Source organism: Candidatus Mycoplasma mahonii (assembly GCF_030550815.1).
GTDB lineage: Bacteria > Bacillota_I > Bacilli_A > Mycoplasmatales > Metamycoplasmataceae > Mycoplasma_O > Mycoplasma_O mahonii.
The window spans coordinates 14,027-33,070 of sequence record NZ_CP114583.1 but is presented as its reverse complement, the minus strand read 5'-3'; the positions used below and the strand labels follow the sequence as shown (position 1 = coordinate 33,070).

At 29.6% G+C, this 19,044-nt stretch carries 14 protein-coding genes; 12 read left to right on the top strand and 2 right to left on the bottom strand.

Features of this window, described 5'->3' with window-relative positions; translation table 4 throughout:
- The first annotated feature begins 1 nt into the window (after position 1).
- The 5 genes from O3I44_RS00140 (at position 2) to O3I44_RS00120 (ending at position 6,255) form a co-directional block, all read left to right on the top strand.
- Positions 2–661, top strand: coding sequence for an RDD family protein (locus O3I44_RS00140; RefSeq protein ID WP_303717177.1), 660 nt, complete (start codon positions 2–4; stop codon positions 659–661).
- Positions 661–2,778, top strand: coding sequence for an ATP-dependent helicase (locus tag O3I44_RS00135; protein ID WP_303717176.1), 2,118 nt, complete (start codon positions 661–663; stop codon positions 2,776–2,778). Before O3I44_RS00140 ends, O3I44_RS00135 begins: the two co-directional genes overlap by 1 nt.
- Positions 2,778–4,322, top strand: coding sequence for an MHO_4530 family protein (locus O3I44_RS00130; protein WP_303717175.1), 1,545 nt, complete (start codon positions 2,778–2,780; stop codon positions 4,320–4,322). Before O3I44_RS00135 ends, O3I44_RS00130 begins: the two co-directional genes overlap by 1 nt.
- Before the next feature lie 198 nt (positions 4,323–4,520).
- A complete protein-coding gene (gene proS, locus O3I44_RS00125; RefSeq protein ID WP_303717174.1) occupies positions 4,521–5,948 on the top strand; it encodes a proline--tRNA ligase in 1,428 nt (475 codons plus the stop codon).
- Positions 5,949–5,961: 13 nt separating this feature from the next.
- Positions 5,962–6,255, top strand: coding sequence for a thioredoxin family protein (locus O3I44_RS00120; RefSeq protein WP_303717173.1), 294 nt, complete (start codon positions 5,962–5,964; stop codon positions 6,253–6,255).
- A 438-nt stretch (positions 6,256–6,693) separates the two neighbouring features.
- Here O3I44_RS00120 and O3I44_RS00115 read toward each other — a convergent pair whose 3' ends face one another.
- Positions 6,694–6,858: a hypothetical protein gene (locus O3I44_RS00115; protein WP_303717172.1), complete on the bottom strand. Its 165-nt coding sequence runs from the start codon at positions 6,856–6,858 to the stop codon at positions 6,694–6,696.
- 629 nt (positions 6,859–7,487) lie between these two features.
- Between O3I44_RS00115 and O3I44_RS00110 the strand changes: the two genes are divergently transcribed.
- The 5 genes from O3I44_RS00110 to O3I44_RS00090 are packed head-to-tail and all read left to right on the top strand — an operon-like array spanning position 7,488 to position 14,126.
- Positions 7,488–9,596, top strand: a complete 2,109-nt coding sequence (locus O3I44_RS00110; RefSeq protein ID WP_303717171.1) for a P68 family surface lipoprotein — start codon at positions 7,488–7,490, stop codon at positions 9,594–9,596.
- 5 nt (positions 9,597–9,601) lie between these two features.
- Positions 9,602–10,357: a thermonuclease family protein gene (locus O3I44_RS00105; protein ID WP_303717170.1), complete on the top strand. Its 756-nt coding sequence runs from the start codon at positions 9,602–9,604 to the stop codon at positions 10,355–10,357.
- Between the two features lie 2 nt (positions 10,358–10,359).
- Positions 10,360–12,225 carry an ATP-binding cassette domain-containing protein gene (locus O3I44_RS00100; RefSeq protein WP_303717169.1) on the top strand — a complete coding sequence of 622 codons (1,866 nt, stop codon included), beginning with the start codon at positions 10,360–10,362 and terminating at the stop codon, positions 12,223–12,225.
- On the top strand, positions 12,215–13,213 hold the full coding sequence (locus O3I44_RS00095; protein ID WP_303717168.1) for a carbohydrate ABC transporter permease: 999 nt from the start codon (positions 12,215–12,217) through the stop codon (positions 13,211–13,213). Before O3I44_RS00100 ends, O3I44_RS00095 begins: the two co-directional genes overlap by 11 nt.
- A complete protein-coding gene (locus O3I44_RS00090; protein WP_303717167.1) occupies positions 13,173–14,126 on the top strand; it encodes a carbohydrate ABC transporter permease in 954 nt (317 codons plus the stop codon). The genes O3I44_RS00095 and O3I44_RS00090 overlap by 41 nt, the downstream gene beginning before the upstream one ends.
- Positions 14,127–14,277: 151 nt before the next feature.
- Here O3I44_RS00090 and O3I44_RS00085 read toward each other — a convergent pair whose 3' ends face one another.
- Positions 14,278–16,179, bottom strand: a complete 1,902-nt coding sequence (locus tag O3I44_RS00085) for an endonuclease (protein WP_303717166.1) — start codon at positions 16,177–16,179, stop codon at positions 14,278–14,280.
- Between the two features lie 841 nt (positions 16,180–17,020).
- Between O3I44_RS00085 and O3I44_RS00080 the strand changes: the two genes are divergently transcribed.
- Complete coding sequence (locus tag O3I44_RS00080) at positions 17,021–18,001, top strand: DHH family phosphoesterase (protein WP_303717165.1); 981 nt, start codon at positions 17,021–17,023, stop codon at positions 17,999–18,001.
- Entirely contained in the window at positions 17,994–18,908 is a 915-nt protein-coding gene (locus tag O3I44_RS00075) for a Cof-type HAD-IIB family hydrolase (protein ID WP_303717164.1), read from the top strand. The genes O3I44_RS00080 and O3I44_RS00075 overlap by 8 nt, the downstream gene beginning before the upstream one ends.
- Positions 18,909–19,044: the final 136 nt, after the last annotated feature.

Below are 19,044 nucleotides of genomic sequence, written 5' to 3'. Positions count from 1 at the left end.
TATGAAAAAAGAAAATAAGATTGTAAAATTTTGACCAAAACTTATAGCCAGAATAATTGATCTAGCAATCATTAGTGTCATAACAACGATTGTGGCATATTTTATGACTCATGAGATTAACAATAAGAGACAATTTATTGAACCATGAATGTTTTACATCTTTATGATTTTCATGGCGTTACTTTTTTTAATTATTTTTTTACTCATTCCTTGTTATTGAAATGGCAAGTCGATTGGTATGTATATTGCAAGAATAAAAATTGTGCCACTTAAATATAGTCTTAAAAAAACTATTATTATTCGAGAAACTTTTTTTGGTTTAAGTTGAATATTTTTAATTTTTATTATGGTTACATTCATCAATCACACATTGATTATTAAACTTATTGATAAACAAAATGACATTGTTTATAAAGGTTGAGAAGCATTTAGAGTTGCAATATTTTCCACAACTTCTTGAGTTATAGTTATAATTCAATTAATATTTGGAATTTCAGGGTTAATTAGAAAAAACGGAATATCTTTGCATGACAACTTTGCATCTGCTAAAACCGTTTGAATTAATAAGTTCACAGAAATACCAATTATTAAAAAAGCCAAAACCATCAAACCAACAAAAGCTAAAAATAACCCAGTTAAATGAATCGATAAAGGAGAATAATGTCTGAACTTATAAATGGACTAAACGAGCAACAAAAAAACGCTGTATTACATACAGAGGGACCTTTATCTATTGTTGCCGGTGCTGGTTCTGGTAAAACAATGACAATTACTCATAAGTTGGCCTACTTAATTAATGAAAAAAATATAGATCCATGAAAAATACTAGCAGTTACATTTACAAATAAGGCAGCTAATGAAATGAAAGAGCGTGTTATTAAACTAGTTGGTGAAGAAGCTAATAAATCAAATATTTCAACTTATCATTCAATGTGTGTGAAAATCTTGCGACAGGAAATAGGTTTTTTTGGTTATCCATCTAATTTCAATATTTTAGATACAGTTGACCAAAGACAAATTCTTTCTCCGTTATATAAAAAAGTCAATCTTTCACCAAAGATCATTTCTTATAATCAAATGATTGCTTTTATATCACGCAATAAAATATTACTTAATAAACCAGAAGATTTATTAGATGCTTCTGACGGTGATGCTGAAAAAATTATGGCTGGTATTTATCGTGATTATGAGATTAAAACTAAAGAATATAAATCACTTGACTTTGATGATTTATTGTTATTTGTCTTTCGTGTTTTTCAAGAGTCCCCTGAAGCTAGAGAAAAATGATCTAACAAATTTGACTATATTCTTGTAGATGAATTTCAAGATACAGCCATTATTCAATATGAAATTATTAAAGTTTTGGCAAAAACAAATAACATTACAATCGTCGGAGATCCAGACCAAACAATTTATACTTGAAGGAATGCTGATTCAACATTACTTAGAAAATTCCAAAAGGATTTTGAAGGAGCAGCTTTAGTTATCTTGAATCAAAATTATCGTTCAACAAGAAATATTTTAGATGCTGCAAACAAGCTAATTAAGCACAACAAAGATAGGGAGTCAAAAAATCTTTTTTCAGATAATGCCATTGGAGAAAAAATTGTTTTCTATCATGGATTTTCCGATAGCTCTGAAGCTAAATGAGTTGCTTCTCAAATTAGAATTTTAAGAGATAAAAATGTTGATTTAAGAAACATCGCTGTTCTTTATCGTGCAAACTATATTTCCCGATCAATTGAAAGGCAATTTAGTTTATCTAATTTACCTTACATCATTTATGGTGGTGTCAAATTCTACAAAAGACAAGAAGTTAAGGATAGTATTGCTTTTTTAAAGTTAATTAATGATTGGGATGAAGTGGCTCTTGATCGAGTTATTAATGTACCGTCAAGAAAACTTGGTAATGTAACATTATCAAAATTGTTGGCATTTGCTACTGAAAAAAACCTTTCTTTGCCCGAAGCTATTTTAAAGCACTTTAGAGATTTGCCCGTTTCTACAAATCAAAGAAACGAATTAGGGAAATTTGTTAATTTAGTTAATAAATATAGAGTAGCCCTTCGCTCTAATTCCATCTCTAAAGTTCTATCAAAGTTTTTGATCGAAGTGAAATACTATGGGATTTTTAATAGTTTTGAAATAGAATCAAAAATCCAAAATATTAAAGAATTAATTAGATCAATTGAGCAATGAGAAAATGAAAACCCTGATGTTGGAATTCATCAATACTTAACTGAAATATCCTTGTATGCAGACGGTGATCAAGATAAATTTAGCAATGAATTTGTTTCACTTATGACAGTTCATTCAGCAAAAGGTTTAGAATTTGATCATGTTTTTATTGTTGGGTTTTCAGAAGGAGTATTTCCATCTTCTAGATCACTTGAAGAAAATTACAAATTAGGGTTAGAAGAAGAAAGAAGACTAGCTTATGTTGCCATCACAAGAGCAAAGAAGAAGCTATATATTTCCAACTCAAGAGGTTACAGCAACATTGATCATAAAACTCAAAAGAAGCCATCTAGATTCCTTGATGAATTAGGTATTGACATTATAGAGCATACATCTCAATTTATTGCTCCAAGGAAATTTTCTGAAAATTATAATAACGAAAAACCTCTGAAGGAAAATGATATGGTTATTCATCCTAAATTTGGAAAAGGTAAGATTATAAGTATTAGTGGTGATTTGGCCGAGATTTTATTCAATGCTCCATATGGCACTAAATCATTGATGAAAGATCATAAATCAATTAAAAGGGAGAGTGAATAATGGAAACAAAATTTCAACTTAAAATAGGTTTATCTATTTCTTTACCATTAATATTGATATTACTAACAATTTGTTCAATCATCTGAATTAGAAGTAACAGCATTAGACATGATGAAAAAGTTAATGGTAGAAGAATTTATACATTTGACTCTCGTGGTCGCAAGATAAATAGTTTTGATCGTGAATGGAATCGAGCATATGATCATTCTGTAGTTAATAATGTCAAGGCCGGGATATGAGTTGATTTTAATAAAGCTTTCAATATTTTCGATACAAGTAAGAATGAGCGCATATTTACAAATTTAATTATGTCAGTGCAAAAATCGCAAGAAGCTGGAGGTATTATTTTAAAAAAAGATATAAGCAGAAAGACATACAAAAAAATTAAAATTAGATTAGCGCCAGTTGTTGATTCGGAAAACTTTACATTATCCATAAACTGATGAACAATTAAAAAAGAAAAAAATACTAAAAATAAATTAACCTTAATGGACAAAAATGATGTGGTTAATTTAAAAACTCCTTATATAGGATTTGTGGCCTTCAATCTTAACTATGGTTTTTCAAATATTGAAGAATTATTTTTCGAAGCTATTAGATATTTTTCTAATAAAAATAAAAATTATTACTTTATCACATCTGGTATGGCTATTCTAACTCTTGGTCATAGTAATCTAGATAATCTGAACAAATCTCTTAAAAAGCTTATTAAGAAAATATCATCAAAGGAAAAAATACTAGGGTTTAATAACTTGTATAACGGTACATCATATGTTGTTTCAAAAAATATAAATACTAAATCAAGAGTTAATGCAGTTATTGGAGCATTAGATTTTTGTATTAATTTATCTATTAGAACCAACACAAAATTTATTAGCAAAGATAATCCAGAATTTAATGTGGATGAATATAAAGCAGTAACCGAAGCAAATGTTATTTTTAGAAACGCTATTAGAAATAAAGAAATATCTTATAAGGAGATAATTGTTAAAAAATTAGAAAACAACCGAAAAATAGTTTTATATGCCACAGCTGAAGTAAGTGGTATCACAGCGGAATTACAAAAAATAATATTAAGAAATCCTCAAAATAAAAATTTGCTTATTAACAAATTTGCTGAAATTGTGGGAATTGATAAAACTATTTCTAAGCCTATTTTAATTGACGTTAATGATTATTGATTGGCTGAAAATTACAAAAAACTTAAATATAAAACAGCAATTTATGTAATTAATATGTATTCAATCAATGTCATTTCCAAAGAAATAATTAAGCACTTAAAAGATAACGGATTTACTTTAGCCATTAAAATAAATAAGATTAATGATTCCATCAGAAATGTTGTGAGAAAAATTGACCCACAATTTATTATTGTCGATAGTGAATTAACAAATATGCAAACATCACATTCCCTTATACAATTAATTTCTATTAGTAAGATGGCTCAATTGTTAGGTGCAATAATTATTCATGAAAATCCTACAGATAATATGAAAGAAAAAATGAATGAAGAGATTGGTCTTAAACACTATTATGATATTTAAAACATATTTTGCCTTTCATATTTTTATTTAAAATATATAAGTTATTTGAATTCATTATGTTATTTAATTTTTTATAGAGAAGCGGATAAAATTTATTCATTTAAATTACGGAAAAGTAAGATATGAAAAAAAGCTAACTAATTGTTAAATATTTATCCAAAATGGTCTTTTTTTGAGTATTTTTGTTATTATTAACTTATGAGAAAATTAAAAAATATTACACCACTAGAAGAAGATTTTAGTCAGTGGTTTACTGATGTTGTAAAACAAGGAGATTTAATTGAGTATGGTCCAGCAAAAGGATCAATTATCTTTAAACCAATTTCATATGGTATTTGAGAAAATATTCAAAAAGAATTAAATGCCATCTTTAAAAAAAATCATATCCAAAATGTCTATTTACCGCTACTCATTCCTAAATCATATCTTAATCGAGAAGCAGATCACATCAAAGGGTTTGCTCCTGAATTAGCAACCATCACCAAAGTTGGCGATAAAGAACTTTCAGAACATTATGTTATTAGGCCTACTTCCGAAATGCTTTTTGGTGAATTATTTCAAAAAGAAATTAATTCTCATAATGATCTACCAAAATTATACAACCAATGAGCGAATGTTATTCGTTGAGAAAAAACAACTAGGCCATTTTTAAGAACTTCTGAATTTTTATGACAAGAAGGACATACCGTTCATACCAGTTCAGCAGAGGCACGCAAGATAACAAGGAAAATGATCAAACTATATGCCAAATTTCTTGAAAAGTATTTAGCAATACCCGTTTTAATTGGCAAGAAAACTCATAAAGAAAAATTTGCTGGGGCAGTTACTACTTACACTATTGAAGCAATGATGAAAGATGGCAAGGCACTCCAATCAGGAACATCTCATTATTTAGGACAAAACTTTGCTAAAGCAATGAATATCAAATTTCAAACCAAAGATAACAAACAAGAATATGGTTTCCAAACTTCTTGAGGAGTCTCCACAAGATTAATAGGAGCTTTAATTATGGCTCACGGAGACAATAGAGGAATTATTATTCCACCCATGATTGCGCCCACACAAATTGATATCATCGAGGTCTTTGGTCATAAAAACCCTGATGTAAGAGAAATGGCAATGAAGTTAGAGAAAATACTTGGTCGGAAACTCAGAGTTAGAAGAGAAGCATCTTCAAAAGGACCTGGTTTCAAAGCCGGACAATCAGAAATTCAAGGAACACCATTAAGAATTGAAGTCGGTCCCAGAGATTTGCAAGAAAACAAAGTGACTTTTGTTAGAAGAGACACACTCGAAAAATATCAAGTCAACATAGAAAATATCAAAACAAAAACTGATGAATTACTAAAAGCAATTCAAGCCAACTTATTACATGTTGCCAAAGATAGATTAAAAACAAATACAGTTATGGCTGATACATATGAAGAATTAAAAAAATTAATTCAAAAAGGTAAGTTTGTGGTTGCACCATTTGCCGGAGGAGATAAAGAAGAAGATCTTATTAAACTAGAGACTTTGGCCTCAACAAGATGTATTCCATTTTCTTACAAATTAAAGGAACTCAAAGGGTGTATAATAACAATGAAAAAAACAAGGAGGCTAGTCGTATTTGCAAAAGCATACTAACTAGGATATAAATATGATTGAATATATAAAAGGGTCAGACGTTAAAGGAAAAATAAATGATAAAGGAATCACATTAATCAATGTAACTGCTGCTTGATGTGGACCATGTAAGATGATGGCACCAATTTTGGAAGAATTATCAACAGATGTTGATACATTTAAAGTAGAAATTGATGATAATCAAGAATTTGCAACAGAAATGAAAGTACAAGGGGTTCCGACTACCTTCATTTATAAAGACGGGAAATTATCTGATACACTTGTCGGGTATATACCCAAAGAAGTTTTTAAATCAAAAATAAATTAAATGGATGAGTTTTTAGTAAGCTCATTTTTTATATACCTTTTTACTAATATAATTAGTAAAAACACTTAAAGAATAAAGGATAATCTTAAGAAGTTAATACGTAAACTAAAGAAATCAATAAAAATGTTGAAAGATAAAAAATATGAATTTATAGAATCCGCAAAGAAAAGTAGATTAAATAAGCAATATTTTAAATTTAAAACAGTTAATTAAATATTTAATAAAGATTAAAGCTCAATGCACAAAAACAATTAAGACGCTTATAATAGCGGTTCTAATTTTATTAGTTATGAAGTCAAAACAAAATTTTCAATTTAATTATGATCTTCGGAAATGTAGAAAAATTTGTACAAAACCCCTATGTTGTAAAATTACAATAATGAGTTTTAATATGAATAAATATTTTTTATCTTATAAATTATTTCATTATTTTAATAATTATCAGTTGTTCAATTGAAAATTTTGTAATTGTTCTTTTTCTGATAAAGAAGTGAAATTAGCCACTTCACTAAAGTGAAAAAAACTAAAATAGTTATAAATTATTTTAGTTCTCATTTTACATCGGGATGGCTTGGCTTTTACTTCAATAATTTTTGCTTTCATTTATTCCCCCTCCTTTTTTCATAAAAGTTTTATCAAACAATAACTCATGTTTAGTGATCTCTTCATATGTTCTTCTAGTTGGTTGAATAATATGTTATACATCTTATCATTTGTCAAAGTATTTTATCAATCAAGCATATCCATAATTAAGATAGTAGATTTAATACTTTTGGGTTTAATTAACTTAAGAAGGACCATTTGTTTTTATTCTATAAAACAATTGTAAAATCGATACATAAGCAGACATATTTTCTAATAAGTAAAAATTATTTGTTTTTTTATTATGGTAAATTAAATTGTTTTTAATAATAATCATCTACAAAATTATCAGCGGTATGTTAAAACTATACACATTAACAACAAGTTAATACTAGACATTATTTTTTTCTCTTTTTTTCTTTATACATTATAATATATATGTAGAAGAGGATGTTGCAGAGGAACAAGAGACTTATTCCCACCCTTAAGTCCGGGAATGAGCCAGAATCTAAGAGTGTTGTGGGGGAAATCTCCAAATTTTTATAAGTATAAAATTGTTATTTTTATCTATTAAAATTTATTTTAAATGCACCTCTTTTTTTTCTATAAAAAAATGTCTTAAGGCAAAGAAAAAAATAAAAAGGAGAAATATGAATAAATTAAATAAATCAGTATTGACATTAGGAGCAATTGGAGCCTCTTTGGCACCAGTTGTTGTTGCTGTGGCGTGTGTAGGAAGTTCAGTAGATAATTCTGATATAGTTGTTATTAAAACTACTTGGGCTAAATCTGGACCTCAATATAAAGCATTAGATGCAGTTGTTAAGCAATATAATGATACTAAAAAAGATGAAGTGGGGTTCAAAACTGTTAAAGTTGTTCATGTTCAAGGCGGATATGGAACAATTCTGCCAATTGAACTTAAAGAAATCAAAAATAATCATATGAAAAACGTAGCTAACTTATTCATTGATTATCCAGATGCGCTTGGTCAACTTGTGTCAATTGAAAAAGAACTTAATTTTAATATACACGGTCTATCAAGAGATCAATTTGAAGAAGCATTTACAGATGTAAATGATGAAATAGGTGGAGTTGATAAAGGGGGATTTTATTCAATCCCATTTTCTAAATCAACAGATATGATGACAATCAATATTCCAGTAATGGCAAACATTATTAAAACTATGAGTGCAAGCGATAAGATTACATTTGTACCTGGAATAGATATTGAATATAGGGAGGCTGTTGGTAATGCTCCAATTGTTAAACCAGTTTCTTCAATAACTAAAAAAATAAATGAATATATATTAGCTGCAGAAGTTAGTGAGTCACTGGAAAGTGAGGAACTAACATATATTGAGAATGCTTGAGAAGAAGACACAGCAGGATCGGCATCCCTCACAGGTGCTCCAATGTTAGTTAATGATGATACATTTAAATCATATGAAAAGTTGCTTGCGTTTATTACTGCTGCACAAACATATTTTTCAGGCCTTAACGGGAAAGATGATTCTATTCATGTTATGGGACATGATGCTCCTACAAATATGCTATATACGATGGCATTTGGGAAAAAAGGTTCTGATATGAGTCAGTTTCTCTTTAAAAAGGGATCAGATCCTAATGAAAAAGGATTGGATTATTTATATAAAGATGCAGGATCAACAGAAGAGGAAACACTCAAGAGTGTTCTTGGAATGTTACACCCATCTATTTCAAATGGAGGATTGTTCATTAATGGAGGTGGATCATATACATCTACTGAAATGATTAAACATAATTTTGCAATTTCAATAGGATCAACAGCAGGTTATTCTTATAACTTTAATGGCACAAATGCTGCATCAGCATCTGTAAAATTAGCAAAAGCAAAAGGCACCATGGAAAAAGGTGACGATTATAAATTAGGAAAATATGATGTTTCATTTGGAAGACCATTACCAGCACACCTTGCAAAAGGAGCGATTGCTTCAACAATAGGTAAGTATAATAACCCAGTTTATCCAAACACATATACCGGAGTACTAGGGAAGTATGATATTAAGATTAGTGAAGCAATTGTGTCAGAAGCTATTAATACTGCAGTAGAAGCAACAACTGTAGATGCTCCTATTGCTGGTTATTTTGTTGAAGATGTAATAGGAACTTATGATAGATATGTTGGTGGGGTGCATGCATTTGATAAGAGAAAATCATCTATGTATGTACCTGCTACAAGCGTTGTTGTTAAACAAATAACAGATGCACAAACATTACAAAAAGAAGAAGTTGTGTTTACTACTGCACCGCTTAAAGTTGGTGCCGATGATAGTAATGGTGTTTTAATGAGTCAAGGTCCATCAATTATTGGTATAAAAACAAATAAAGTTATGGATATGGCTTCAACTATATTCATAAAATGATTCTTTGATAAAAACAATCTTATGACAAAAGAATCTAATTCCCCTTCTGTTGCAGAATATTTTACAAAAACATCTCAATATATTATTCCGTACAAAGATGCTTTTAAAGTTAGAAACTCATATAAAGAAGGTACTAAAATTGCATTTGATGCTTTTCAAAATGCAAATACAGCTGAATCTGGAATAAAATTATTTGAATCTCCGGTTGATTTATTTAGTGGAAGAGTAAGAAAAAGTATATTTGATATTGTTTTAAGAGAAAATTGATCAGGTTATGTTCATTCCAGAGGAACTAAAACACCAGAAGAGATTTATGCTTTAATCAAAAAGCTTACAGTGGCTTTGTTGAGATAAAAATTATGGTTAAAAAATTATTATGAATTCCTGTGATAACTTTATCATTACTTACACCTGTTACAGTAATTGCTTGTTCGGGCAAAAAATCCAAAGTGGTCGGTCATAATGATCCATCATTTTTTACACACTTGGATGAAAGTTTTGATTTAACGAATCATGTGATACCATTAAGAAAAGCAATAATTGATTCATGAATTGATGGAGATACTCTAAAAATTCATTACCCAGATGATCCTAGTGATGTATTTAATGTTAGAATTTCACTTATTGATACTCCTGAAACACATAAAAGGGTTCATGGGGAATTCGTTCATACGACAGGTAAGGAGAGGGAATGAGGCGATAAAGCCACGGAGTTTGCAAGAAAACTATTGCCTGCAGGATCAGCTATATGATTTTCTACAAACGGCGGAAAGTCATATAACAGAATAGTTGGTTCAATATTTTATGGCGAAGATATTAGTTCATTAAAAAACTATTCTATATCTATAATTTATAACGCCTTAGCACTACCTTCTGTATCTTCAGCAACAGTTGTGTTATCAGAAACAAATCCACTGAACATAATTGGTCTTTCATTTGCTGACTCTTACAATTATGCCTTCGAGAAACAACTTGGTTTATTCTCAAACAAAAGTGTTCTTATAGAACACGGAATAACAGATGACGCACCAGTGAGGTACAAAACCGATAGAGAAATTAGTGATGCCATAACAATATATGATTTATGAGAAGACAGAAATGAGGGTAACAAATAAATATGGATATAAATGAGAAAAAATTTATATATATAAAAAACATTGCCAAAGAAAACAGAGCTAAGGCCAAACAAGCGCCTTCAATTGAAGTTAGAGACCTCGTGGTTGACTTTGGAGAAACTTTAGCAATAGATAATATTAATTTTACGATTAATAAAGGTGAACTCGTTACATTATTAGGGCCTTCAGGATGTGGGAAAACCACAACTTTAAATGCTCTTGCAGGTCTTTTGACACCAACATCAGGAGATATATTCTTTAATGGTTATAATATTACAAAACATTCCCCTCAAAGAAGAAAACTTGGATTAGTTTTCCAAAATTATGCACTTTACCCTCATATGAATGTTTATAAAAACATTTCGTTTCCGTTATCTAATGATCAACAATGGAAAAATAAAATTAAACATAGAAACTTAAAAATAAATCATGAAATATTTAAAATAAAACTAGGCGATATGACAACTAAAGAGGAATTGGCTTCACTGAATGTGAAGTTCGAAAGAATCTCTCGTGTTCAAAAAGAAGTTCATCTTTTCTATCAGTCACTAATTGCTGACTATAAAAAAGAAATAATTATTCTTCAAAATGAAACGAAACATATTGATCTTTGAAAACAAAGTCAATTATCTTTGGCTCATAAAAATGCTTTAAAAAGTTATGAAAAATTTAATGAATTGTATAAGAATAAAGAAATTACAAGCATTGAATTTAAGGCTAAAAAAATAGAAATTAGAGACAATGTCAGTCAAAAAATTAAATCAGTTACTATTGAACATAAAAACAAAATGACAAAACATAAAGAAATAATTCATAATGCCAAAATTACTTGAAACGATAAAGAAAAAGATTCTTTATTGTCTACAATGATTAAAGAAGCCAGACTAGAATATAAAGATAAAGAAGCTCTTAAATTTAAGCTAAACACGATAAGAAATCATTATGGGTCTAATAAGTCCATTAACAACTATAAAGTTAAAGATGCAAAAATAAACATAAGAGTGGTTCCAAAGCAAGCGCTACAATACTACCAAAACTTCGTTAAATATTTAACTAAAAAATATGAAATCAAATCTTCGAACATGACTGAAGAAATGAATGAAAAAAAGAAAGAAATAAAAAGTATTAAAGCAGCAATAAATCAAGCTGTTCTAGATGTTGCTGCAAGAGTGGGTATTACAAAAAATTTAAAGAAAAAACCAACAAAATTATCAGGAGGTCAACAACAAAGAGTTGCAATTGCAAGGGCGATTGTAAAAAAACCAAGCATATTATTACTTGATGAGCCATTATCAAATCTTGATGCAAAACTAAGAATCTCTACCAGAGAATGAATAAAAGAAATTGTTACTGAATTGGGTATTACAGCGGTATTTGTCACACATGATCAAGAAGAAGCTATGTCAATCTCTGATAAAATTATTTGTATGTCCGATGGGTTAATTCAACAAGTTGGATCACCTATGGATCTGTATTTAAAACCGAAAAATACTTTTGTTGCAAAATTTCTTGGAATGCCAGTAATGAAATTATTCAATTTAGATATTAAGAAAAACGGCGATGCATTTTTGGAAAATATCAAGGTTGCTACAAAGAAATTAGTTAACCATAAAAACGTTAAACTTGGAGTAAGGGCTGAGCATTTTATAGAAAGAAATAAAGATGCTATTGAAGTAAAAATAATTCACCTAGAATTTCTTGGTAGAGAAATTCTTTCAACTGTTAAACACAAAAAATATGGATTATTCAAGGTATTTTTAAGGAAAAAAAGGAATTATAAAATTGGAGAAAAAATATTCTTGGGATTTTCTAATCAATCACTATACTTTTTTGATCAAAATGGAGAAAGGATTTCTAATGTTTCTTAAACAAAAACTCTCTAGAGGGGCAAGGACAAAAGATGTTGATTTATTAAGAGTCAATAAAAGAACCAAATTATGAATCCCGCTATTATTATTGCTTCCAGCTTTTACTATTTTAACTATATTCACAATCATCACCTTTTTTAACACTTCAAAGGATGCATTTCAAGCTCGTGTTGATCCATATAGCATGGTTGGTACCAAATGGTCATTAGATACATTTAGGTATATTATTGAAGATGAAGTATTTGGTAGTGCTATTAAAAACTCACTAATTTATGCAATCATTACAGTTCCATTAGTTTTAATAATTTCAGCAGTTGTAGCATCCGCTATTTCTTCGCTATTGCGAAAAAGGATGAGCGGATTTTTTCAGACGGTGTTCTTTCTTCCGTATGTAACCTCAGCTATTTCTATATCATTATTTTTTGTATTTATATTTGATTATGATTCAGGCTTAATGAATAAAATGTTTAATACTCATAAGCTGTACCTTAATGATACAGAGGGTCATGGTGCGCTTTATGTTATGGTAACCATGGGTGTATGGAAGGGTCTTGCATTTAATATTTTGATATTTACAACAGCTATGTTGGGTGTTGAAAAAGATCATTACAAAGCCGCAGCAATCGATGGTGCTGGCCCAATAAAACAATTCCTTCAAATAACATTACCATCAATTTCAAGAACAACAAATTTCCTTATAACTATGGGAATTATTGGCTCTATCAAGGTCTTCCCATTAGCGTTGTTTAATAATGATCCTGCTATTGCACAAACAAACGGAGGGATGTCATTATTGCTATATGTATTTAAATTTGTTTCCGTTTCAGAACTGAAAAGAGCGGGAGCTGCATCGGTATTTTTGGTAATAATAGCTATTTCATTCTCTATTTTTGTTAAATCATCAATGAAATTACTTGTAAAATCAGCATTATGAATAGGAGAGAAACGTGTATCATTTAAAATTAAAAATCAACAATTTAAGAAATAATTTCTTTATAAAAAAGCAGTCAGAAAAAGTTTCGAAACAAGCTGGAAAATCATCACTTTCACTTTCTGTTCTTAGCTTATTATTTAAAATAATAATATTGGGAGGAATCGGAACAATTGTATTATTTCCATTTTTCTATATGATTTCGGGGTCTTTAATGACTTATGCAGAAATATCTGATAAACAAGACATTCATCTTTGACCAGATAAGTTGCAATGGAGCAATTATACAGCAGCTTTCCAAGCGGGGTATTGAGATGCAATGTGGTTAACATTCATTGTTACTTTATTGTCAATTGTAGCCAAAATATTTATCACATTAATGATGGGTTATGCATTTGCATTTAGCAAATGAAAAGGTAAAAATCTATTATGATACTTCTTATTATCATTATTAATGTTGCCTGAAGTTGCAATATTATCAGGACAGTTTAAAATGGTTACAGACTTAAAAATGAGAGATGGATCAATGTTAATTGCCGCCCTTGCCTTTCCATTTGTTGCTTCAGTATTTTCAGCCCTAATGTTTAAGAATGCCTTTAGTGCAATTCCGCTTAGAACCAAAGAAGCCGCTATGGTGGATGGTGCAGGAGGATTAACATATTTTTTTAGAGTTGCAGTCCCAATGGTTACTCCAACAATATGAACCGTGGGAATCTTAACTGCTTTTGCAGCATGGAATTCGTATATGTGACCTAGTCTTCTTCTAAATGATGGTTCAGGTACACAAGTTATGTCTACATGGCAATTTACAATTGGTAAAGATCCAGATCCAGCACAAACAAGATTGCTAACTCAAGTTAGACTTGCTGGGGCTGTGCTTGCAATTCTACCAATGTTCATTGTTTACTTCGCTATGAGGCGCAGAATTATGAAAGCAATCTCTCGACAAGGTTCAGCAATTAAAGGATAATTTATTTATCAAAATTAATATTTCAATAGTATAGATTAAATCTAGTAAGTTAGAATATAAAATTAAGACATAACCCTTCTAGAGTCGTGTCTTAATTTTATATCCTAACTTAATATAGCACTTATTTTCTTAAACTAATTAATAATATATTTTAGTTTTTAATCATTAACACTTCTTGAATTAGATCCATTGAATTATAACTAGGACTTTTTCCTGCACCCATTCCAAGAGCTTTTGCACCATCAATTGTTCCATTGATTGATATTTTGAACATATTAATTGATCCATCAAGAGCTTTGGTAACAATTGCTTTAGTCTGAAAATCTGTAACAATCAAATATTGATATGTATTATCTAATTTTTGAATTCTTAGATAAAAATTATTAGCAATCAATTCTGAATCTTGAAATAGTCCACTTGGTTTTTCTCCCAATGTAAACGTGTGCATATCTGGGTTATTCACAGTTCAGCTTAGTTCTTGAACTTGATTTGTACTTTTTTCTGGACTCGTGTTTACTATAGCCGTGTTTGCTTCAATTGGATTTCCAGATAGGTATGTATCCCCAACGGAAATTGATGTATATTCTGCAACAACCATATTATCATTTAGTAAATTTTTTATTTCCGGAACAACAGGAAGTTGTTTTTTACCAGTAATATAATCATTACTAAACCCCATTTTTGTTTTAATAGCAGTATCAATTGCTATTTCTTGAGGTGTTACAGGGTCCATAGCAGCCCATAAGATCATTAATTTATAGAAACCTTTATCAAAAGTGATATGGTATCTATCATGCATATAAAGACTAGCACGGGCGACATCACCTCTAACGTTTATTCTTGGTTCAACAACTTTAAGCGATCCATTTTCCACATCAGTAGTGCTTGTTATTTCAAAGTCTACTCCATTTTTTCAACCATCACCAGTAACCATTCCATACATATAATTATTTCTTGGTGCATTAAAATCACCTTGAATCGATGGTCTTAAATTATGTAAGTCAGCTCTGGCTAATTTAGATAAAGCGCTTCCTTCGCCTAAAACTGATTTAATTTTTGACTGAGGCGTCATATGTTCTCATCCATTACTTGCTAATTGGTTTGGAATATATTGTCCATTTGGTGTTGCTGCTGTTAGTAAGTTGAATGTTTTAGATGGATATGCAAATCCTGCGCCACTATATAGGGCATTGTAAGGATTATTATTATTACCAGTTTTTAGCAAAGAACCGGATTCAGGTAAATCACTATCTGTTTTATACATATTGTATTGTGAACCATTTGCTGAGTAATCTTTTGGTGCTGTAGATGCATATGTATGATTTGCATCATTTTGAATATCTTCAATTGAACTATCATATGTGTTATATCAGTTTTCAAAAGTCATTTGTGGATAAATATGCTTTGTATCTTTAGTAATAGCCTCTACAGCTTTGGAATAATATCCACTTGGAGTACCCCCCGTTACATTATCTGTATATGTTGTACTTGGTAAAGTTCAAAACTTGTCATTTTGCAGTAATTGATTATTATGGATAAATGAATAATTAAATTTATCAGTGGTTGCAAGAGTTGCTCCTCTAGGAATTAATGTTTTATCTGTTTGAGTATTTGTTATGCTTTTTCCTACACCAAAAGCCTTTTTCAGAATAGTTGTGATTATAGTGGCTATGTGAAATTTTTCATCATTTGGTTGTTCACCTGTTGTGAATGGTCTAACTATATCCGCGATTTTAATTGGACCAATTAATGTTTTTAAGTGTTTTAGTATACGGTCCATATCATGATATTTGTTACCAATGTTGCCACCACCTTTTAATGTTGTTCCATGCATAACATCAAATGGTATTTTCAAGGTATGTAGTGCACTAATCAACTTTTCTAAAGTAAGGGTTGATAAAACACCTAATTCCTTTGTTAATTTAGTTTCACCAGCTGCAATTTTTTGCTCATCTGTTTCTTTGTTGATTACACTTCCACATGCAACTACTGCTGTAATTGGCAAAAGAGGCACAAGTGAGAATCCGAGTCCTAGCAATATTTTTTTCTTCATTTTTCTCCTTTTAAAATTCTCTATTTCTCTGCAGTATTCCCTACATTTGCATTATACAAACTATTTTTAAATTATTTTATAAAAATAACACATTGTTAAATTTAATGTTAATAAAATCAATTTTACCTATAAAAAAGTTGACTTACCATTGTACAAATATCTTTTAAAATTGATAGTACATGTATAAATATTTTTTATTGATAAAGAATTCATTAGGAATTTATGAAGATTTATGTTTCTTTTAACCTTTTATCCACTCATTAAGTATGGATGAATCTTTTCTTTGGATATGGAGTTATATGGTTAATCTTATAATTGTTATACTTTTTTCCAAACAAATTAATAATTTTTGAATACTCAAGTGTTAAATAAAAATATATTTTATTAACCCTTGTTCGATTTGTTTTTTCATTAAATTTTAAGGAAAGATTGTTTTGTTCAGGGATAAGTGGATTTTTTTTCATTACTGAAAATTAGACACACTTATCCCTAAACAAAATATCTCAAACTAACTTGAGATTGGTAAAATTTTTAAACAAACTATAAAAAACATGTTTAATTAAAAATATTGTGTGTGAAACTATAAATTCTTAGCTACTTTATATTTTTTGTATTCAGCAACTTTGTGAGGCGATATATTATTTTTCATTATGTATCGAAATATGACCATTTTTATATGTTATTAGTTTCTTTGCCGATCATTTGAATATTCTTTTCATAAATTCATTATTAAAAGCATTTTGTTATATGTTTTTCTATTTTTACCACATTTCGTGTCACTTATTATTAATCACATTAATCGGTCTATTTAAAACAATCTTTTTTCTTTATAATTTCTATTATGAATTATAAAAAAGAAATTTTTAACAAAATTAAAGAAAATAACAAAATAGCTTTATTTCAACACATCCAGCCAGATGGAGATTCAATCTCTTCTTCTATTGGTCTTGGCATGGCCATTAAAGAAGCATACCCAAAAAAAGAAGTGGTTGTTGTTGCAGATTATGAATATCTTAAGGAAAATTTTAAATTTTTAGAATTTGATAAAAAAATGTTTAAAACTGAAGTAGATGATTCTTATTTAGGAATTGTTGGAGATGTTTCTGTTAGCGCTAGAATCCTTAACATAGATCAATTATTAAAAACAAAAGAAATTATTTGTTTTGATCACCATCAAAATGTAACGGATTTAAAATCAACGATTTTTTGACATGAGCCAACTTGCCCCGCTTCAGCAATGCAGGCATACCAAATAGCCAAGGAGTTTGAAATTAAGTTTTCCGAAGGCACTTCCTTATTTCTAATGATTGGGATTTTAACTGATACTGGTTTTTTCAAGTACTCAGCCGCAAACCCGATGCCTCTTCAATTCACCTCCGAACTACTAGAGAATATTTCCAATAAGAAAATGAATGATTTAAATAGGCTAATGGCCAATAGGACAAAGGCTGATTTAGATATGCATGGATATATTTTAAACAACATTAAGTATAAAGAAAATGTGGCATACATCATTTTCTCTAAGAAAACTGTTGTTAAGTATGGGTTATTTAACTTAAAGATAAAAATAAATACCATTGGCAACATTGAAGGAAGTAATATTTGGGCATTTTTCCTTCCTGAAGAAGAAGATGGAAAAATGTTTTATGGATGTCACATGAGGTCATCTGGTCCCAAGATTTCCCCAGTGGCAACAAAATGAGGTGGTGGTGGTCACTTCAAAGCATGTGGAGCTAAAGTTAAGAACTTAGATGAAGTTCATAGTGTGATAGATGACTTAATTAATGTGAAAGAAATGGTTGATGAGCCAAATTATGAATAAAAAATTATTTGCATTTGACTTAGATGGCACATTATTATCAAACTCACAGTTTGGCAAAATACCTGAAAATACAATTAACATAATTAAAAATATTAGAGAGCAAGGGCATGTTGTTTGTATTTTGACTGGTCGTCCATGAAAGGCAACTAAAGATATTTATAAAAAATTAGACCTCAATACTCTAGTTGCTAATTATAATGGTGGGCATATTCATAATCCAACAGACTATGACTTTTTACCGATTATTAGAACCATGAAAGCTACAACCGTTATGAAAATTATTTCTTCACTAGAAATTTTAAAGATTGCAAAAAACATTGCTATTGAAATAACCAATGAAACTCATATCCAAAATAATACGGTTGATTTTTTTACCCAAACATTTATAAAAGGTGATGGAACAGGGGAATTATTTTCTCCTATTAAATGAGAAAATGTTGTGAGAGAACCTTCGGGTGTTCTTATTGAAGTTAAAACAAAATATGCAAAAGATATGGATCACATTAAAAAATATTTTCATGGTTTATATGGAGATGAAGTCAGTTTCTCCTATTGGGACACCGGAGAGGGAAGAGAACCAATTTTGGAATTTACCAATAAAAGTGCTAGGAAAGATATGGCTTTAATTAAAATGGCTAGATACTATGATATTAAAATGAAAGATGTTGTGGCATTTGGTGATGGATTTAACGATGTCGAAATGTTAAAAACAGCAGGAGTTGGTGTGGCTATGAACAATGCTTCAGATAATGTAAAAACATTCGCAAATGTTATCACAAAACATTCAAATAAAGACGGAGGTGTTGCCAAATTTATCAAATGATACCTTAAAGGCGGACACAAGAAAGTTAATAAGGTTGTTTATGACTTCAAGACCATTCAAACAGAACCAATTAAAGAGTCTTAAAAATCATGTAATCTATTTTTATATTCAATATTTTGAATAAACATATTTAGTAGACAAATGAAAACATGAGTAAAAATAAATGCTTTATCTTATAATTATGTTATGAAAAAATTAGTTATTTTGGGTGGTGGAACAG